Origin of the sequence: Ancylothrix sp. D3o (assembly GCF_025370775.1) — a bacterium.
Taxonomy (GTDB): Bacteria; Cyanobacteriota; Cyanobacteriia; order Cyanobacteriales; family Oscillatoriaceae; genus Ancylothrix.
Genome location: NZ_JAMXEX010000040.1, coordinates 1 through 18998 on the forward strand (window position 1 = coordinate 1; position 18998 = coordinate 18998).

13 protein-coding genes are annotated in these 18998 nt (G+C 42.6%); 8 read left to right on the forward strand and 5 right to left on the reverse strand.

Annotated elements, in window-relative coordinates; translation table 11 throughout:
• Nucleotides 1-1965 precede the first annotated feature (1965 nt).
• Nucleotides 1966-2979, forward strand: coding sequence for an ATP-binding protein (locus tag NG798_RS25190; RefSeq protein ID WP_261226474.1), 1014 nt, complete (start codon nucleotides 1966-1968; stop codon nucleotides 2977-2979).
• A gap of 70 nt (nucleotides 2980-3049) precedes the next feature.
• On the opposite strand, the gene NG798_RS25195 is transcribed toward NG798_RS25190, so the two are convergent.
• Nucleotides 3050-3895 carry a site-specific integrase gene (locus NG798_RS25195; protein ID WP_261226475.1) on the reverse strand — a complete coding sequence of 282 codons (846 nt, stop codon included), beginning with the start codon at nucleotides 3893-3895 and terminating at the stop codon, nucleotides 3050-3052.
• A 685-nt stretch (nucleotides 3896-4580) separates the two neighbouring features.
• On the opposite strand from NG798_RS25195, the gene NG798_RS25200 reads away from it, so the two are divergent.
• From NG798_RS25200 to NG798_RS25215, 4 genes are all read left to right on the forward strand, one after another.
• Nucleotides 4581-4760 (forward strand): hypothetical protein, encoded by a 180-nt coding sequence (locus tag NG798_RS25200; RefSeq protein ID WP_261226476.1) that lies wholly within the window; start codon nucleotides 4581-4583, stop codon nucleotides 4758-4760.
• A gap of 172 nt (nucleotides 4761-4932) precedes the next feature.
• A complete protein-coding gene (locus tag NG798_RS25205; protein WP_261226477.1) occupies nucleotides 4933-5067 on the forward strand; it encodes a hypothetical protein in 135 nt (44 codons plus the stop codon).
• 66 nt (nucleotides 5068-5133) lie between these two features.
• A complete protein-coding gene (locus tag NG798_RS25210) occupies nucleotides 5134-5517 on the forward strand; it encodes a Uma2 family endonuclease (protein ID WP_261226478.1) in 384 nt (127 codons plus the stop codon).
• 116 nt (nucleotides 5518-5633) lie between these two features.
• Nucleotides 5634-5768, forward strand: a complete 135-nt coding sequence (locus tag NG798_RS25215) for a hypothetical protein (protein ID WP_261226479.1) — start codon at nucleotides 5634-5636, stop codon at nucleotides 5766-5768.
• 110 nt (nucleotides 5769-5878) lie between these two features.
• Here NG798_RS25215 and NG798_RS25220 read toward each other — a convergent pair whose 3' ends face one another.
• The 4 genes from NG798_RS25220 to NG798_RS25235 all read right to left on the reverse strand — a co-directional run bounded on the left by NG798_RS25220 (nucleotide 5879) and on the right by NG798_RS25235 (nucleotide 13999).
• Nucleotides 5879-8674: a pPIWI_RE module domain-containing protein gene (locus NG798_RS25220; protein ID WP_261226480.1), complete on the reverse strand. Its 2796-nt coding sequence runs from the start codon at nucleotides 8672-8674 to the stop codon at nucleotides 5879-5881.
• Entirely contained in the window at nucleotides 8664-12212 is a 3549-nt protein-coding gene (locus tag NG798_RS25225; protein ID WP_261226481.1) for a hypothetical protein, read from the reverse strand. Before NG798_RS25225 ends, NG798_RS25220 begins: the two co-directional genes overlap by 11 nt.
• Nucleotides 12205-13530 carry a hypothetical protein gene (locus NG798_RS25230; RefSeq protein ID WP_261226482.1) on the reverse strand — a complete coding sequence of 442 codons (1326 nt, stop codon included), beginning with the start codon at nucleotides 13528-13530 and terminating at the stop codon, nucleotides 12205-12207. Before NG798_RS25230 ends, NG798_RS25225 begins: the two co-directional genes overlap by 8 nt.
• Nucleotides 13531-13696: 166 nt before the next feature.
• A complete protein-coding gene (locus NG798_RS25235; RefSeq protein ID WP_261226483.1) occupies nucleotides 13697-13999 on the reverse strand; it encodes a hypothetical protein in 303 nt (100 codons plus the stop codon).
• A gap of 240 nt (nucleotides 14000-14239) precedes the next feature.
• On the opposite strand from NG798_RS25235, the gene NG798_RS25240 reads away from it, so the two are divergent.
• From NG798_RS25240 to NG798_RS28055, 3 genes are all read left to right on the forward strand, one after another.
• Nucleotides 14240-14941, forward strand: coding sequence for a hypothetical protein (locus NG798_RS25240; RefSeq protein ID WP_261226484.1), 702 nt, complete (start codon nucleotides 14240-14242; stop codon nucleotides 14939-14941).
• A 72-nt stretch (nucleotides 14942-15013) separates the two neighbouring features.
• Nucleotides 15014-15853: a hypothetical protein gene (locus NG798_RS25245; RefSeq protein ID WP_261226485.1), complete on the forward strand. Its 840-nt coding sequence runs from the start codon at nucleotides 15014-15016 to the stop codon at nucleotides 15851-15853.
• Between the two features lie 680 nt (nucleotides 15854-16533).
• Nucleotides 16534-18609 (forward strand): protein kinase, encoded by a 2076-nt coding sequence (locus NG798_RS28055; RefSeq protein WP_375339003.1) that lies wholly within the window; start codon nucleotides 16534-16536, stop codon nucleotides 18607-18609.
• Nucleotides 18610-18998: the final 389 nt, after the last annotated feature.

Consider the following 18998-nt stretch of genomic DNA (forward strand, 5'->3'; position numbering starts at 1 on the left):
ATCGAGCATCCTATCAAACTCAGATATACGTCAGAAATGACACTTTTTTACGGCAGAAATGGCACTTTTGTACGGCATGAGATCCGAAAAAACCTCAAAAATACCAAGTACCCAAGCTCAAATATACGGCAGAAATGGTACTTTTTTACGGCAGAAATGGCACTTTTGTACGGCAGATTTTCTTAAGTACAATTACTTAGGAAAACCGAATATAAACTTTTATAAAGTAGTGTAGTATGGGTGTAGTAGGGTTCTATTTGTGTTTTGTGGGCCGGTGTTTAATTTGGGAGAGGGGGAGGCCTAAGAGAATTATTGATGCTGGAGGTGAATTTTGGGGTTGAATTCTGTTAAGAAAAAAAAGATTAGTTTTGTAGAAAAAGTTATTGTTTCGAGTAAGTGTAGGCTTGTCCATTAATTATTGATTGGGTGTAATGCTCTTTACCATCCCTGATTGCAACTCCTCTGACAATCCTGACAATATTGCTTGCTGCATAATGCCGGCCTCATTGGATTGTTACACCGGCCTCATTGGATTGTTACACCGGCATCATTGAAGTGGCATTTTTGCCTGTTGAGCGATTGGTAGTGTACGGTTGTTTACGGGCCGGTGGTTAGTCCTTGACTCTTTCTGGCCGGTGGTTAGTGTCGGGTATTTACTGGCCGGTAGTTAGTGTCGGGTATTTACTGGCCGGTAGTTAGTGCTGAATTCTTGGTAGGCCGGTGTAGCGAAACTACATAAGCACAGACTGCTAGTTAATCATTAAATCTTCGCAGTTTGCAGTGAATAGGTGGCGACCTTAGCAGGATAAGAAGCAAAAATGATATTCTATAAGCTTGGACTATCTGCTCAACCTAATTTAGCTCAGATAATTTAATAACAACACGAATCCCTTACAAGTAATGGGTTTTTAGCTAATTTTATTTCGATAGAAGTTCGTGTTACAATTTTTCCCGTTTAACCACTTTTGAGGGGCGTGTGATCTATCTCTCGTTCCACCAAACCTTAAGGAAATCTAAAGTTGGTTGAAATGATGATTTTGAGAAATATATAGTCTGCTTGTTCGATATAGTAATATTGTGAAAAGTGGGGGCCGGTGAAACCTCGAAATGAAGGTTAATTTTAAAACCTGGAGTAAGTGTCCAGAATTTTATTTTCCCCCATTTTCCCAGATTACTATTCAGTTTAACAGAGATACGAGGGGATTTAGCTTGATAGAATGACAAGGTAAAAAGAGCCTTTTATAAGATAAAAATAGGATTTTATAAGGTAAAAAATGCTGAATTTTTGTGATTATGAGAGATTTTAAGCTCTACAATTACTAATTCACAAGGTAAAAACCGCAGTTTATCAGGTAAAAATCACAGTTTATAAGGTAAAAATCAACTGAGTATAATTACTTAAGATTTTCTTAAATAAACTTATGTAAAGCTGTGTAGTCTTAGCGTAGTATCATTCTGGTTGTGAGTGGTTGAGCGTTATGAAATTTGGGAGAGATATTGTCCCTGGGGAAATTATCGGAGTTCAAAGCGATTTTAGCCTGAATAATTGATAATTAGGAGCGCTAAATTTATGGTATTTCTGGGTAAGCTTCTGGTTTTTAGGCTGGAGATTGAGATGTAAATAATTATTAGCTTGCTACAATACTAAAATGCTAATTATTGGTAAGAGCGGCATCGTTATTAAAGATATTAGTAGAGAAATAAAAAAAGTAATTTATTTTGGCCATGTTATAATATTTGAATAAATGTTCTGTTTTTCTTTCTAAGATAGGAATTGCCTCAATTTTCCAAAGACTTATAAAGAAACCATAAAGTAAAAAATCACCCACCTAATATCTGTTTAAGTGTGGAATCTATTACTGGCATTGTGGTTTATTAGGTGAGATTGATTTGGTTGGGGGTTTACTCAACTATAAAATTGATCGTTTTAGAGAATTTGGCTTAAATTTCAAGCAGCCCTCGCTTATGTCAGAATTTGGTGGATTAGACCGGCTGCGTTCTGCTTTAAATAGTGTGGTGTTTCGGTATTCGACTGTGGCCCAGAAGTTGGGGTTGCCATTGCCTAAAGGGTGGTTAATGGTGGGGCCGCCGGGTACTGGTAAAACTTTTGCTGCTGGTGTTTGTGCTGCAAAATTGAAAGTTCCGTTGGTAATTGTTGATGTTGGGGCTATGGTGGCCGGTGGCGTCGTCTATGTTGAGGAGTTACTGCGCCGCGTTGAAGCTTTAGGCCGGTCTGTTCTCTATTTTGATGAGTTTGATAAATTATTTTCCGCCAACAGTGGGGATTTGACGGGGGAAGCTGCTACCAGTATTCAGATTTTGGGTAAGTTGTTGACCTGGTTACAGGATAAGACATCTGAAACATTTGTGATTGCGACTCTCAACCGGCTTGCTGCCTTGCCTCCTGAACTTACTCGTAAAGGCCGGTTTGATGATATTTTTTATGTTGGGTTTCCTCAAGCAATTGAACGCAAGCAAATTATTGAATTACACGCTGCCCGTTTTGATCGCCGGTTTAAAAACTCCTCCCCGTTATCCGACAAGGAATGGAAGATTTTGCTTAACCGTACCCTCAATTTTGTTGGTGCTGAATTGGCCGGTATGGTTGAAGCTGCGGCTACTAGGAAAAGTGAAAAGGTTTTTAATTTGTTGGCTCAGTTGCAGCTTCAACCATCACCTGAATTAATGACTGAGTTGGAAGGATCTGTTTCAGAAGATGTGTTTTTAGATATTCAACGGGCCTTGAAGGAATCAAGAGAGGTTCTTTCAACACTACTATTACTTCAAGGCTGTTTGAAGTTGAACCTACAAGATTTCCTCCATGAGCGTGAATTAATTACCCCACTATTTGTAAGAGATACAGATAGGATTTTAGCAATGGAAAACTCAGCCCGTTATGTGGCACAACCGGCCTCTTCTCCTGATAATTCAGAATATGCTCCATCTATCCAAAGCTTTTGGGGTGAGCCGGCTGGTTGATGGAAATAAATTATAAATAATATTGGCATTGTTCCCTTTTTTAATTGGGTTTGTCTAGTTGCTGGAATTACTATAATTCAGGATTTAAACCGAACCCATCTAACAATTCGACCGCTTTGCGTTTTACTTCTTCACCGCGCCGGTCATATTTAGCCGTAGTCGCCGGGTCTGCATGACCGGCCAACTTTTGCACTGTCACCATATCCGCCCCCTTATCCAACAGATTACTAATAAATGTACGGCGAAAATCATGGGCAGAAAAAGTACCGAGGCCGGCTGCTGCCCCCCTTTCTATCAACCTTAACGCTAGGGCATCAGCAGTTATGCGTTCCGTTTGAATGGCCTTCCCAACACATCGGTAAAGCAATGGGCCTGCTTTACGTCCTCTTACCCCTAACCAATCTTCAATTAATTTAGTGCCCCCCGGTGGTAAATATGCCTGACGAGTCTTTTTCCCTTTTCCTTCTACTACCAATAGACAGCCGTTCTCTGCATTATAATCTTTTAAATTCAGTGCTACTACTTCAGATCGCCTTAATCCTGCACATAAACAGGCAATCGCCGCTGCATCTCTCATCCCGGATGGCGTTTTAGATTCTACACATACCCGGATCAGCGCTCCTATTTCTTCTGGTTGTAAAAGTCGGCCCCTTGGTGGTGTATTTCCTGTCAGGGGAGGCACACTCACCGCATCTTCATAATCATCAATGGTTATCAGCTTCAGTTTGCGAGCACATTTAAGAACTTGCTTAACCGCTGTCAGCTTTAGGTTGCCTGTTGTTGGTGGATGTGTTTCTGCCAAAACTGAACGTAGCGCAGCGGTGTGTTCATATCTTAGTTTTGCCCAATCCAAAGTCAGGTGATCACATTGGCCATTACTCAGTAAATTGGCCACCCAATTCAAATTGTGTGTCATCGTCCGCCTTGACGACGCTGCTAATTGACTCAAGTAGACAGCCGCCGGGTGTCTAGCTAGAGGTAATGGTTCCGCTAATGCCAGAACAACTGGGACATCATTACCTTTTTTAGACGCTTTCATAGGCGGAAACGGGACAGTAAACCCATACTTGGTGTTTTAATCTTCCCACAGTCTAGGGGGAACTTCCACACAGGCAATAACGCCCTACCGGAGTCCGGTAGCGTTCTTCAAATTAATCATCTCTGGTAAAGCATTGTTTCCGTAATACTTATAGGGCGAAACTGCCAAAACTAAAAGATTTATTGCCCGCCAAAAGAAAATAAAAAAATCAGCAGTTTTTTATCAAATCCGTCCACATCCAAAAAAAAGAGCGTTCCTAAAAATTTAGAGTATTTTACTTAAATCAAGATATAAATAAAAAAATAAATTTATTACCATACAAAAAGTTTAGCATAAAATTATGCTTCATTTTTAAAGGTAAAAGCTGTTTAGGAGGGTGCCTCTTCTAATGATGGAGCCGGTGCCACCCCAAACATCAGTACGAGGACGTTACGTTTGGAAAATGGCCAAAATATCTATAGGTGCGTAGGCCGGTATTACCCCACATCACGGGAGGTGGGGTGGACAATTTCTCTCTGCGCCACCTGAAAAGCGCTCTCATGTCCCTGGCCCTTATGCTTTTATGACACAAGTGCGAGCTACCATACACCCACCACAGATGTGTCAAGACCGGCATTTAATAGCAGACTTAAGGGTTAAATGGCCAACAGAATACACCGGCCCCTCTCCCGCTGCTCCAGATGACGGACTTGCCCCCGATGAGTGCTGGGTACAGAACTACACCGGCCTCCAAACCCGATAACAAAATGTTATCCCCCACCGGCCTCCAAACCCGATGTAGGCATCTAACTACCGGCTCCTCTGCACACGGAGAGAACGGAGGCGAAAATTGAATAACTCAAGACAAAAAAAGTTCAAAGCCTAGCTAAACCCACTTATTTATTCAAATCAACACTAAAAGGAGAGCAATGTTCATGCAAGCCAAAAATTTATTGACCTTTGAGGAGTACCTGACATTTGATGATGGGACAGACAACCGCTACGAATTGGTGGATGGGGAGGCGCGAGATGGTTCCTCTACCAACGGCAGATCACTCGGATATTATTGATGTGCTGGCATCTGAAGAACGAAAGGGCCATTAGGAAGCAGGGCCAATCTTGGAAAGTTAAACGAGATGCAGGAGTGTACACGGGGGTTAACCCTGAAACGGTTCGAGAACGCTCACGCACCCCAGACATCTGCGACTGGGACTGAGGAGCAATGGCAGGAGCTAAAGGCAGAGAAGACGAAATCAGCGGTTTTAAGAAAGCCGGCTTTGTTGGTGGTAGAGATCGTTAGTCCTGGTTCAAAAAAGACAGACTATCAAGCCAAGCTGCAAGAGTATGCGGAACAGAAGGCCGGGGAGTATTGGATTGTGGATCTAAAAGCCGGTGTGGTTTCAGTGCTGGTGTTGCAGGCGGATACTTACGAGAGATTGGAGTACCGCGATTCAGAAGTTATTATTTCCCCCACATTTCCAGAGTTTAGACTGTCAGCTTATAGGATTTTGAGCGCTTAAGAACTCAACAAACTTGGTAAGTCATTTTTCCGCACCTTTGTAGTGGGGGATTGCTTGCCAAGTTTGAGTCCCGCTAAACATTGCTGTGGGTATAGGATTCGGTAAGGTGAGCGGTTGTGGTTACGGTTCCGACATCAGTTCATCCAATTTTTAGTGCAGAATGTGAGTTAAAAGCAACGGCTGGTAAATTTGCCAAAGAATTTGCTGGAATTTGGGTGATTCGAGGTGTTATTGGTGATGGAAAATCTTAGGGATTATGGATTAAGAAACAGCAGTTTCTAGGACTCTTCAGGGGGGTAACAATTCTATTACACACTTTGGATGAAACTGCTACCCCTGACATTCGAGCTATCGATTATTGTTAGTCAAGAGATTCTTCTAAATCTTCTAATTCCTCAGATGAATCAACCGGATCTTTGGCACTAACCGCATACTCTTTGGCCAAAGTAGCAAAAGGAAAAGGAAACGGCAAAGAAATCTCATCTGCAAAATAGGGCCAGCGGTCTCTGAGACTATGGACGAAACAAGCCAATTTTTCTGCATTTATTTCAGGGCAATAAATGACAGCTATCTCTAGGAGTTTTCGGTTTCCAGCTTGTCCGCTGCCACTATCAAGCCGAGACTGCTTTTGTTTTAATGTGTTTTGTTCAGTATTTAACCCTTTTCTCATGCTTAGATAAAGCATATTTTTTTCATCATCATACACATCTTTCCAACAGAATAAACCGCTAGTTCTGCTACCGGGATAACCCTTAACAATACCGACAGGAACTTCGCCGTCTGGAACTCGCAATCGCACAAGCGACAAGCGATTTCGTTCTGATTCTGTCAGAATGTGTTGTTTCAGTTCGTGGGGTAAATCGTTGGCGGGTAGTTTGGGATTTTGTAGCCATGTTAGCATTTTGCGGGCATTTTGAGCTTCTACCATGAAGAGTACGCGAGGTAATTTTTCATTTTCAACTGGTGTACTTAGGCAATCACGCAAGCAATCCGCAATAAATTTATTAAGCAACTGCTGTTCGCGTTCTTTATCACTAAATGACAGTTCTTCATTGCTGTCACCAATCGCTTCATCTACATAAGAATCAAAGTCCCACTTTTCAGTAATTAGAGAGCTAAGTCCGACAGGATACGATACCCATTTTTGTGTCACAAATAAAGAAGGAGTAGTAACTTGTACGATTCCCTTTATAGGGTTAACGCGCACCATTAATGCAACAGTAGCAGGCGTGTTACTAGCCGTTGTTTTTCGAGTGCGACGCAGGACGCGGAAACACGTCAGCCACAAATTTGGATCGATACCATCCTTTTCTAGATCAATTAGAGGAGCAGGCAGAATTCCAAATTGTCGCAATAAATCCGAAACAGCTTTTTGCACTCGATTAAGAGTACCTTTAGGGACATATTGCTTACCCTCTTTATTTTGAGATGTTACTGCGTGAATGTGTTGATTGACATAGCCAGCTTTCATCACTCCAATTCTTAATGCTAATTTGGGATCTGACTCCGCTGGAAAGAATAATTTCTTAGGTTTTATCTCAATTAATGCACCGCATATTCCTTGAGATTTTGGTAGAGATGAAACAATCTGAACGACTCGCTCATCAATTAAATTAATGCGCTGTTGTTGTAGGTTTTTGCCTTTTGAGGCATTATTTACATCAAGCCTCTGTGTCAAATCTTGAACGTGCTGAGTTTTAATTCGCAAAGAAACTAACGAACCTTGATACATAGTTGTTTTCCCTTCTACTTCGGGGTTATAAATCTCAGGTTCTCCTGTAGGTGATAAGTCAAGTATTTTGCAGATTTCAGCAATGAGTTCATCCCGGCATTCTTTGGTTTCCCAGAGTATAAGTATGGTATGTAAAGGAGTTTCAGTAGAACGAAATACAGCGGGTGCAGTAATTTTGGGTCGCAGCATCGGGGTAGATAAATCATCAGGTTTTTTAGGGGATTTATCGGTTTGTTTTTTTGGAGTTCCCGGCTCCCAAAAAGACACGGAGTTACTAGATACCTTAATTGCTTCACCCACTCGCTGAAGAGGTAAATTTTTGCCAACCAACTTATTTTGAATTGCTACATCTAGGTTAGCTAAATCTAGTGGACTAACACCTCGAAGACAAGGGAGTTCACCCCAAGAAGTATGGTAAGAAATTGCCACCTGTATCCCACATGGTTCTTCTCCAAAACTTGACCATTGATATTTTGGATCTGAGGCTAAAGTATTAATTTCAGGAAGTGGAGAGTCATTAATCTTTAGTATCTCAGTAATGGCTTTAGGCCATTTTGGTGTTCTCTTTTCTTGTGCCATCATTTGCTTAATTCGTACAGGCATAAAACAGAACGGCTGGCGAACCCCATCTAACCACCGACGATTATCCCCAATATAAGCGGTAGCACCTCTATAGGGAAATTTATCAAAAGGCTCCACAATCCATTGTCGGATTGAAAGTTGATGGTAAATAATTGGGTCTTTGCGCCAAGGAACTGTCTGCAACTTAAAACGAATAACAAATGAAATATCCGCTGTACCGACTTGTTTATTTCTCTTAATTAGCGAAACTGGATGAGGAGGCCATGACATGAGTTCAGACCCCCGATTGAGGGTGACAACTCGGTAGAATGTCAGTTCATACTGATTGTTTTCACCAAAGCAAACTTTAGGATTTTTGAGAAATTCAACAGCTAGGTAATCTGGAACTGCTTGGAAGCGAATCTCATCAGAGGACTTTTCTGGAGAACGCAGCAGAGAACAAATTTTAGGGTCTTCCCAACGCCAAACGTCATTATCTAGGTTTTTGAGACTCGACTCGACTTCCTCGTTTCCCAGACACTCACTAAACTCTTCTCGCAACCAATCTTTGATCAATTCTGGTAAGCATGAAAGGTCAGCAGCTTCTGTTGCAAACACCCAAGGCACTGATGGATGCTTCCAGCCAAAACGAGCAGTTTGGATAATTTTTGGAAAGCTTGCAGCTACAATTGGGTCGAGAGAGGAGACTGGCACAGATGGATAGCCTTTACCAAGTAGCTTACGCTTGTGTGCCAGAGATTTAGCAACTTGTTGCCATGCAGTAGGAACGATTAGGGAAAAGAAATTGTATTGCACATCCTCCGTCATTTCCCAAGCTCCGGGTAGAATTGTCTTAAATGTCATAGCGTAATTCCTTTGTTTTTTTGAGTGCAGTTAAGAAAGCACCGTAGAGCGAACGTGCTAAGGTTCTTTCACAAGGTCGTTTTTCTTCGCCTTCAACGGAGAGTTGAAGTTCTTTGAGAATTCCAACTAAAAGTGAGGTAACTTCGCTGTCAAATTCTCCTGCGGCTGAATTAGGTGCAAACTTGACATCCAAAAAATGAACGATACAAGGAACACCGCCACGCACTAAACGCCCAATGATTTGCCAGATACTAACTAATTGAGTCCAACAAAGCACAGACCGTTCATCATCCGTCAATTGTCTAAAAGACATCGCTCGACAACTCAAATCGAGCATCTTTGCCACCGCATACTTATAAAATTCGTTCTCAACATTCGACAGCGTAAGAGCGTCACCGCGCCGTTGCATGGGTTCGTAAAGATTAGAATTAGAAGCATTTTCTAGCGCCCAATTGTTTAGTTGCTGGACAGTGGTTTGCCAATCATCCGGGACAGGCATTGGCCGACACAGAAATACTGCTGCACCAAATGCTGCTATTTGTTTATTGTTGAGGATGTTATGCCCCCGCTCTAACGCCATTAAAGGAGCTACTACAATCTGGGTAGGAAGCTGATGCAAATCCCTAATTTTGCCCCGACGAATTCCGCTTAAATTAGTTGGAGCATTATCACGACGAAGGACTTTAATTCCTTCCCCTTGTGGAATGACTTCACCGGCGATATTTTCAACACGGTAAACCGATTTCAAAACCGACTCAACCCATTCGGCTTCGTCATAACTGTTGGTAATGACTAGCACCCGATGGCGCTTATCCCACTGCTGGGGATATAGCTGTTCTTTATCTTTTAAGGTATCAAATAACAGAGCGAGAAAGCTCTTAGCTTCTCCTGATTTATTACAGATAGCCTTAACCATTTCTTCAGCTTTCTTTTTCCGCGCAGCGGGTGGTTGTCCCGATAGAGCAATGTACCTCCCTGCGCTCTGCTGCGGGGAAAAGAAAAACTCACTTTCGCCAATTCCTGCATCGCCAGCTTTGTCATTATTCGGCGCTGGTTCTAGCAAGACTGTAGGTTTTTTCTGAATGTGGTAAGCTGGGCTCCCTGGGGCATAACTCGTGCCTGAAATCAACACTGTATGGGGGCCATTCCAGCCATCAGCAGCCCAAAGAGTGGGGAAATTTAAAAGCAAGTAGCGACCTACTCCCACATAACGGAAATACTCCAATTTTCCCCCTACATTGCTGCTGAGATTGCGCGTATATTTAAAGCCTAAAATATTTCCCACAGGTGCAGATGGCAAAATTGGTAGATAATCGCGGGGCGGGCGATATACCAGAGAAAGACTGGTGTCATGCAAATCAAAAATGCTTGTCCGCATTAAAGCGCTTAAATGATCCACTAGAAAAGCTAACCGATTCGTCAGCACAGCTACAAGAATAGCGAAGTATAAGTGACCTGTAACTTCTTTAAATTTATTGTTATCTGTGATAGAGATTCCCGAAGATTCAAGCCATCTATTTAGCCAGTCCGCCACTTCATCTAATACCACTTTCTCACTTTCTGCACTTAAGATAGTAAGGGCGATCTCCGAAAGTTCTCCTCCCTTACGGCGGTTAAGGGGGGCTTGCAAAAATTTTTCTATTGTTTGCAATAGCTGTTTACGCCGCTGCCGTTCCTCTTCAGGTGGCAAACCCGCCTCAATCCGTTTTAGCCGTTGTTGGCTACGCTCTTTACGGCTGAGTTTAATTGGGGCTTCCACATTTTCATTGTCTGAGTTCGGTTCAAGAATATCGCGGATAATATGACCAAATACAGAACGACCAGTGAAAGGATTTGAACCTAACCATTCAACCAGTTTAGGTTGGCTGTGCAGTTTGGGGAGAATAATATCAGTGGCAATTTGAGCGTAATCGTTCGCTTTTTTAGCGGCGGCTACTAATTCTGCTCCCATACTGCGACGATCTGAACTATAAATAGCCTCTGCAAATTTGATGCCAAGTTTATTTAACAATGAGTTCCCCGAAGCATCAACTAATACTTCATCAGGAGCAAAAGCTTCGTCAAACTGCACCTGTACCCGGTCTGCTTCGTCAATAAATAGAAAATTACATTCGCGGTAAACGACTTCAGCAAACGTAAGTTTTTCATCAAAAATTTGAGCGGGGACGCGGGTATGAATGAAGCTAGCGGTTGTCAATACCCACACAAAAGCTTGCGCGACGTCTTGTTCCAACTGATGGCGAGGACATTTGTAATAAAAAGGACAAGTATATTTATTTTCTGTTTCGCTTTCCTCCCAATCTTCTAAATCCTCCGTACCATTCTCTTTGTCTTTTTCAGTTGTAGTTACTTTCTGGTAAAGGTTGTGACAGGGTTCAGAACCAAATTCCCATTTATCCTCTGATTGCACTAAAGCGAGTAAGGGACAGACGGGACTAAACCAGCGCCATGCTGGATGAATCGCACCTTGTTCAATTTCCTCACCCTTTGTTGCTAAAATGGGCTCGTAAACTTTTTCCAGTTGTTGGGAGCGATCACTCCCCAATACGGGAGCCGCACGAATTCCTAATCCGTACCAAAATAGGGAAGCGAGGCGCACGGCGGCTACCACATCATTGACGATTAAAGCGCAACGATATCCCTGTTTTGCCAAATGATAAATAAGAACTTCGAGCAGGGTAGATTTGCCGACATTTAATAAACCAACAATGTGGATGAGTTGTTCTAGTTTCAGTTCATAACCTGGAGAAAAATCATCGCTTTTATCGTCATACAGCCGTAAGGCAATCCCTTGAAGGCGGCTATAATAATTTTCTGGATCGTACCTGGATTTAGCCAGTTGACTATCCATTTCGTGGGCTGAAATCAGCAACTCGTCTAGTGTTACGGTATGAGCAGGATTCTCCTGAGTTCGCGTGCGGTGAAAAGAGACCTGTGACGAGGATGCCAGATGAGAAACAGCTTGAGGAATATTGATGGGAACCTCAGTAGGAGCATTCCCTTTGTGGGAAATCTTAGCATACCAATAACCAGGATTTGCTAATTTAATTTTTGTTTTTTTGTGGGGTGGGGTTGCTGATAAGGTTTGGCGATATAGCTGCCCGCGACGAGGGTAGGTACTTGAGGGAATTAATTGCGGAGATTGATTGATGTCCGTCAATCTGTAAATTCTCAAACTCTCAGGGATTTTGATGTATTCAGAGAGTGAACGTTCCCATCGGTTCCCTTTGTGACGCACCAAATAAAAGCGAGCTTTTTGTACTAGGAGCCATTTGATATCATTTTGTAGAAATGGAACCGGAAAACGATAACCCGAAAGTAGACCAGAGACTGAGATTGCAGCTTCTTCCGGTGCTATTTCTTTCAATAAAGTTAGCCCTAATTCTACTTCTCCAATCAGTTGGGCTATGCGCTGTATTTCTTGGTTTTGTACTTTTTGATCTACATCAGGTAGGCTAGAAAAAATATGAGATTTCAAGTCATCCGATTTACATAGAGTTTGGCGCAATTGTTTGCTCCAATTAGTGATGTCACGCATGGTTTCTCTCCTTTAAAAGTTTCTCAGCTTGAGAGATAATTTCACTCTTCAGCCTCAATCGCAATCCACCCATAGACGGTTCTATCTGTTGGCGTACTACCTTGATTCGCAATTTTTCTTCTCTCTCATCTGGGAAGACAATAAAAATTTCTGTAAATTCAGAGCGACGCTGTAATTTTTCCCTAGTTTTCTGCAAACGCTCTTCATCCAAGTATGACCAATCTTTTACATCAATTGCCCAGCGAATTTTCTTGCTAAATTCCACAAGCAAGTCAAATTCATCAATCTCTGGCCACAGGGTGACACGGATGCCTAATTTTGTAAGAGTTTCTGCTAGTTGAATTTCCCAAAGTCCAGGGATTGTCCCATACCGATATACGCCTGGGGTTACAGCTTTCCAAGTTTGTGCTTCATGTTTTGGAATTGGTGGCGACGGCGGCAGATGAAGTTGGGCGCACAGTTGTTCACAAGTTCGGTTTCGGCAGCTATAGGTTTGAGCTTGGCGACGGTGCATTACATATTTGCAGCGTGGGCAAAAATGATAGCTGTTTTCTTCTGCTAAATCGACTAAATCAATGTATGTTTGTAGCAAGAAGTCCCGCAAGGGTCTCAATTGGGAGGACGAAAGGAGGCGGCGGTATTCTGGGTAGGGGAGGACGGGACGTTCAATAATCAGTTTGCGGAAAACACGATAGGCATCTTCTAGTTGATACCCTCGGCAGTGTTCGAGAACATCTTGCAAGATTTTTTCTTGCACCTGCTTTTCTATGTCGTCACCTGTAACTTGCCATTGTTGAGCAAAGTTGGAAATTCCTCCATCTTCGATGAGAGTGACATCCGGTGAAAGGTATTTAATTTCTGCTGCTGGTTTCCACCCGACTACCGGATTTTTTGCCCATTCAAAAATTTCTGGAAGGTTCGAGGGGACTTGTTCATCTCCTTGCAGTAAAGATGTTAGGTACATTCGGGACATTCCGATGCGGAGTGCTTTTGGAATGTACTCTTGCTCACTCAGTTCCCGTTTTTCCCACTCTGCCAATCCCGTTGCTAGATACCGCAAGGTTTCCGGTACTGATATCTGTAGTCCGGGTTCAATTTCTGGCTCGCGTGTAAGCAGCCGGAGACTGCGGGCTGCATTATCTTCCCATTCTACGTCGATGCCGCGCATGGTCTGTAACCATCGTTGTACCGTTGCTTTTTGACGCGGCTGCATTCCCAGTTCTACGCACAACTCTTCCAGGGTCGGCCCCTCTTTGTGGAGGCGAAACCACTCTCTCAACGCCTCTAGGATTTTCTCTCTATGTCTGGTGACTTTCACTGGCCGCTCTCCTCCTAAATCTGGGGTGTAGCCCAATCTTCACACCACTATCAATGGCGTGTCAAGAAAAAATTTCAATGTTTCCCTAATGTTTCCGATGTTTCCATTTTAGTCTGCTGACTTCCCTGTTGGGCAAGAAACTGTTTTTTGCTACTTTGCTATTGTGTTAGTGCTGAAGTACCACAGGCATCGGCCTCTTTAGGTTTACCGGCCTCTTTAAGTTCATCGACTTCACCTGCCCCACCAACTTCACCGGGCTCACTAAAACCACCGACATTATCGGCATCATCGTCCGAGCGCCGATCCCCCGACATCCACCGACCCCATCGACTTCACCGGCCCTATCAACCCCACCGTCCGAGGGCAAACTTACCGGCACCATCAAAAGAGAGCAAAACTCACCGGCTTCACCGTCCCAGGACAAACTCACCGGCCTCACCGACAGCACAAATGAATGACCCGCTATCATGGCATTGTCGTGTCCCTACCGCATCAGAAAAAAATTTTTTGCCAATTTGCGTAAAAGTTATCCCCCAAGACGATAGATAAGAAACCGGGTTTCTGGGTTAACTTTATGCCTCTGGCAGAACTTTGCGCTCAGAAAGTCGGTTTCTGGGAGCGATGTGCGGCTCTTAGTTAAAGGAGGGGAATCATTGGAAACTTGTAGGATATATGCGGGTTTTTACGTCTTCAAAACGTAGGTAAAATTATGAAAATCTCTACTCTCTACTCTCAAACTTCTATAGAACAAGGAATGAGTGAAATTGCCCGGTCAATCGCTTTATGTAATGGTGATTCTTATAATCGAGAAATAGAAGATTGGATGAGACAAACCAATTATATAATCAAAGAACAAGAAGCCGTTGCACTCAAACGCATCAGAGACTTTAAAGGGGCTATGAATATTTACAATCAACTGTTTGAGAGCAGACCACATTTATCTCGCCTGCATTATAGCGCTTTCAAAACATTAGCAGCAGCGGGACAGATGGAGGAGGCTTGTCAAGCCATACAACTTTGGTGTCTGGCGATTGTTCCCGATCTTGTATTTCCAAACCTAGATAGATTCTTCAATCCCAACTCTAATCGAGTTATGGATGCCAGCCGGAATTCAGAAGTATGCCAGTATTTATACTTATGGCCGATTAATATTGCTGATGCAATGTACCACTTAGGGACTAGCAAAATGATTGCATCGGGTATGTTGACTCAGCAAGGTAGTCGTGCTTATTCGGCGAGTTTGGCAGGGCAATACGCACCAATTGAACACAGCATGGAACAAGCTAGAAATCTAGGAGTTGATACAGCCGCAAAATTGCCCTGGATGGCTGTTTCTAATATCATAAAAGGAAAAACATGGGATTTAATTATTTCAGCGACTTTTTATGCCGTTCGCTATCACACCTCTTGAAATCCATTAAAATAGATGATTTAAAATCTCGATAAATCGTGGTAATATCTGAGTAAATTTAGGAGGTATTATATGGTTTTTTTCATAATTTTAGGAATCCTGGCAATCGGTTTTGGCATTTTATGGTTTTCCTGGTTTGAAGAAAAACAAAAAGAGAATTCGCAAACATCTTATTCGGGTTATAAATTTTCAGAAAACCAAACGCCCGAAGACGATTCACCTAGCATTTCTATTTCAAGAGAATCGATCGAGGAGAAGCCTAGGGTTGAATACAACAAAATATCCGAAGTTCAATCTAAAGGTTCAGAACGAGCATTTTCAGAAGAAAAAATGAAAGAAATTAATTCACAAGCTTATGAACTTTACCAGCAAGCGGTGAGTCAACCTAGTGCCGAAGCCTTTTTTAAAGCCGGTGAAGCTTACGATCGCAGTTACAGTTCATTCTGGGGAGATAATGTTTTTGGTGGAGTAGATTATCGAAGTTTCTTAGCAAATTTGGGAGTTTCTTCCATAGGAGAAGCCGGAGCAAAACAGATGCTCGAAACAGCGCAAGAGTCTTTGGTCATTAGCTGTGAGTGTTATGTCAGGGCACTCAGCACAAATCCAGATCACTATTGGTCTAATCTCCATTTAGCTACTGCTTTAGCTGCTAGTTTACAAGTTGAGGCAGCACTCTCGTACTGGCGCAAAAGTTTACAACTTAATCAGCCTGACACTTCACAAGCACTTTTAGGAGACTCGATGGGTTTCGATCACAGATCGGTCGCTGTCAAAGAAATAATCTATCGCTTAGGATTGGGTGGCTTTCCTCAAAGTTTTTCGTCAGCTTACCAACAGCAAAAAGCGATCGCATCTAAAAAGCTTGGCTCTAGTCCATATTTGGTGAAAAATATTCACGGATTGGGAAATTAGGGATTATGGATATTACCTTGAGTCATCTGGGAAATGAAGAGATCGCACTTTGTGTGAGAAATCGGGTTTCTTTTTTGGCTCCACAGTTAACGGTAATATCCACCATAGAACCCCGGTTTCTTTTCGGGGAAGAGACGAAAAGCCCCGTTTCTGGGCTGTTTCACGATTAACTTAAAAAAGGCGTTGCTGATTACAAGTATGAATCAATGGCTGAAAGCCCTAAAAACTCGTTTGAAATTTTGCCAAATCATACCGCTAGTCAGCAACGCCTAAAAAAACAGGATTTACGCAGAGACTCTAAATATAGGGGCAGGCATAGGGAGATTGCCCCTACAGATAGTGTTGTTTTTTATAGTTTGCGTAAGTCTTAAAAAATTTTGCCATTTTTGCGTAAAAGTTTTCCGCCAAGACGATAGATAAGAAACGCCGTTTCTGGGTTAACTTTATGCCTCTCGCAGAACTTAGCTGAAGAAACCCCGTTTCTGGACGCTCATTCCCATCCCTGGGGAAACAACCTGGATTCCTCATTTGTTAACGAAATTGAGTGAAAATACTGATGCCGCAAAAGATCAAAAAAGCTTTAATTGATAGTTAGCTAAATGAGTTATAGACGGTAAAAAGCGACCGCTGTTCCCGAAGTCTCATACTCATTGAGCCACCCCTAGCCAGGAGTACCCATCGTGCCGATCCTCTTAAATAATCGCTATAAAGTAATAAAACCCTTGGGAAGCGGTGGTTTCGGCGAGGCATTCCTGGCAGAAGACACCCAAATGCCGTTGCAGCAAAACTGTGTCATCAAACAACTCAAACCCCAAGTCCAACGCCAGTTTTACCAAATCGTTAAAGAACGATTTAAACAGGAAGCAGCAATGTTGCAAACATTGGGGCAGCATAATCAGATTCCTCAGTTGTACGCTTACTTTGAGGATGCGGGAGAGTTTTACTTGGTGCAGGAGTATATCAAAGGTGAAACCCTAGAAGCGAAGGTGCGGAGGGAGGGAAAACTCAGCGAAAGTGCCGTTAGGGAAATTTTGGCCCATCTGTTGCGAGTGCTTGACTACATACACGGCAATAGAATAGTCCACCGCGATATCAAACCGGACAATATTATTTTCCGGCAGCAAGATGGCAAGCCGGTGTTGATTGATTTCGGTGCGGTTAAGGAAGCCATGAGTACCGTGCTCAATACCCAAGGAAACGCTGTAAACTCAATTGTAATTGGTACTCCGGGGTTTATGGCTTCCGAACAGGCAACCGGTAGACCTGTATATTCTAGTGATTTATATAGTTTGGGAATAACGGCAATTTATTTACTCACCGGCAAGCTGCCGCAAGATTTGGCGACAGATCCAGTTACGGGAGAAATTATTTGGCGACATGATGCACCAGTCGTGAGTACCAGTTTAGCGGATGTGTTAGATAAGGCAGTTCGCTCCCACGCTCGTGATCGCTACTCTAGCGCAGGGGAAATGCTCTATGCCTTAGAATCTCCTACGCCGATGCAGCCAAACACTCCTTCTTCTGTACCCCCTCCTACACCAATAGCAACGGCATCCCCCTCATCGGCATCAAAAAATCGCCAGATTTTGGTGATTGCTTCTATTGTTTCTCTGGTTATTTTAGGAATCGTAACGAGATCACTTCCCTACTTGTGGAAACCAAAAGTACAAGCCAAAGCCTTAACAATTGGCACGTTAAGCGCTCCCAAGTACAACGGCGAGTTAGCAGATTATTTACAAAAAGAGTTAATTCCTAGTAATTTTATTGAATTTTTTATTGGTAAAAAAGTAAATTTGACGATTGATGGGGACGAGAATCTACCTTACTCAGAAGCTAAGAATCGAATAGCTAAGAAACAGTGGGATATTGCCTTTACCCTCTCTCCCATCATTTCTGTAGCTGCCAAAGATAATGGCTATAAATTTGCGGCTTTAATGTTTCCTGAAAAGCCACCTTATTATCAGTCTGCATTATACGTCAGAGCCGACAGCCCAATTCAATCTCTCAATGACATAACGCCAAGCACAGTAATTGCGTTGGGCGGATTTAATTCAGCATCAAGTTTTTATATGCCCGTTTACGATTTGTATGGAAAAACGCTAACGGTAGATATGGGACACCGAGGGCAGGAAATTCGGAAAATGGTGAGGGAAAGAAAAGCTGATTTGGGTGCGGGTGCTTTAGGTGATACAGTCAAAAACGAACCCGATATCCGCATTATCCACTTGAGTCGTGACATTCCGGGTTCTGGAGTATATCTGTCTCCTGAACTCTCCGAATCAGACACAAAGGCAATTCAAAAAGTTTTGCTGAACGCCCCTAAAAACCTCCAAAAACAAGCCAACTATCGTGCAGGTTCAGAACCAGATTATACAGCTTTCAAGGAAATTATCCGAAGAACCGAAGAAGTTTTAGGCTGTTCTGATTTTAGGAAAAACCCCGTTAGTTTCTTTTGTGCAAATGATGCGGGCACAGGTTCCAGAAAAGTCATTAATACAGAGACTTCGATCCGGGGGCGAATAAATGGCTGGAAGCGGCCTAATGCTGACACAGTTTGGTTAACTTTAATAGGAGAAGACAACCGAGCTTACCGTGTGGTAGTCTCCTCACAAATTCTTAATCAAGTCCCCGGTGCTGCTAATGTGCTGGAACTCCAGAATAAAGAAATTAAAGTTATGGGGGTAATACCGAATAATGTAGGGGATGGAATGTTGGAGTTAAATATTAAGGAGTCAAGGGATTTGGAGGTTTTATGAAAAAATACATAATCATAGTGAAGGGAGTTTGAAGAATAAATTTTGATAGCGCGTAGATATTTTAGAAGAATATCAGGAACATTTTGAGTCTATAAACTTGTACAAATCAAAAGAGGTTAAATAAGTGTTTATCTCCAACAATGACGAAGCCGCCCAAAAAAATCTATGTATGGGTGGTTCCACATTTAATACAGGTACACCAGAAAAAATTAGCCAGGCTTTTAGTGACACTAATTTTTTACAAGAATGGGCAGTATAGCACTACGGCATAAGGTTAGGACAAAAATATGATAAGATATACCAAAAGCTAACTCGAGGAAAACAGTTATGCCGGCACCATATAGTTATGATTTAAGGACGAAAGCGATTGCAGCAGTAAAAAGGGGAGA

Coding starts and splice junctions, on each gene's coding strand:
- NG798_RS25190 (WP_261226474.1), top strand. CDS start 1,966: ATGTCAGAATTTGGTGGATTAGACCGGCTGCGTTCTGCTTTAAATAGT.
- NG798_RS25245 (WP_261226485.1), top strand. CDS start 15,014: ATGGTTTTTTTCATAATTTTAGGAATCCTGGCAATCGGTTTTGGCATT.
- NG798_RS25210 (WP_261226478.1), top strand. CDS start 5,134: ATGCAGGAGTGTACACGGGGGTTAACCCTGAAACGGTTCGAGAACGCT.
- NG798_RS25235 (WP_261226483.1), bottom strand. CDS start 13,999: ATGATAGCGGGTCATTCATTTGTGCTGTCGGTGAGGCCGGTGAGTTTG.
- NG798_RS25220 (WP_261226480.1), bottom strand. CDS start 8,674: ATGACATTTAAGACAATTCTACCCGGAGCTTGGGAAATGACGGAGGAT.
- NG798_RS25195 (WP_261226475.1), bottom strand. CDS start 3,895: ATGACACACAATTTGAATTGGGTGGCCAATTTACTGAGTAATGGCCAA.
- NG798_RS25200 (WP_261226476.1), top strand. CDS start 4,581: ATGACACAAGTGCGAGCTACCATACACCCACCACAGATGTGTCAAGAC.
- NG798_RS25225 (WP_261226481.1), bottom strand. CDS start 12,212: ATGCGTGACATCACTAATTGGAGCAAACAATTGCGCCAAACTCTATGT.
- NG798_RS25240 (WP_261226484.1), top strand. CDS start 14,240: ATGAAAATCTCTACTCTCTACTCTCAAACTTCTATAGAACAAGGAATG.
- NG798_RS25205 (WP_261226477.1), top strand. CDS start 4,933: ATGCAAGCCAAAAATTTATTGACCTTTGAGGAGTACCTGACATTTGAT.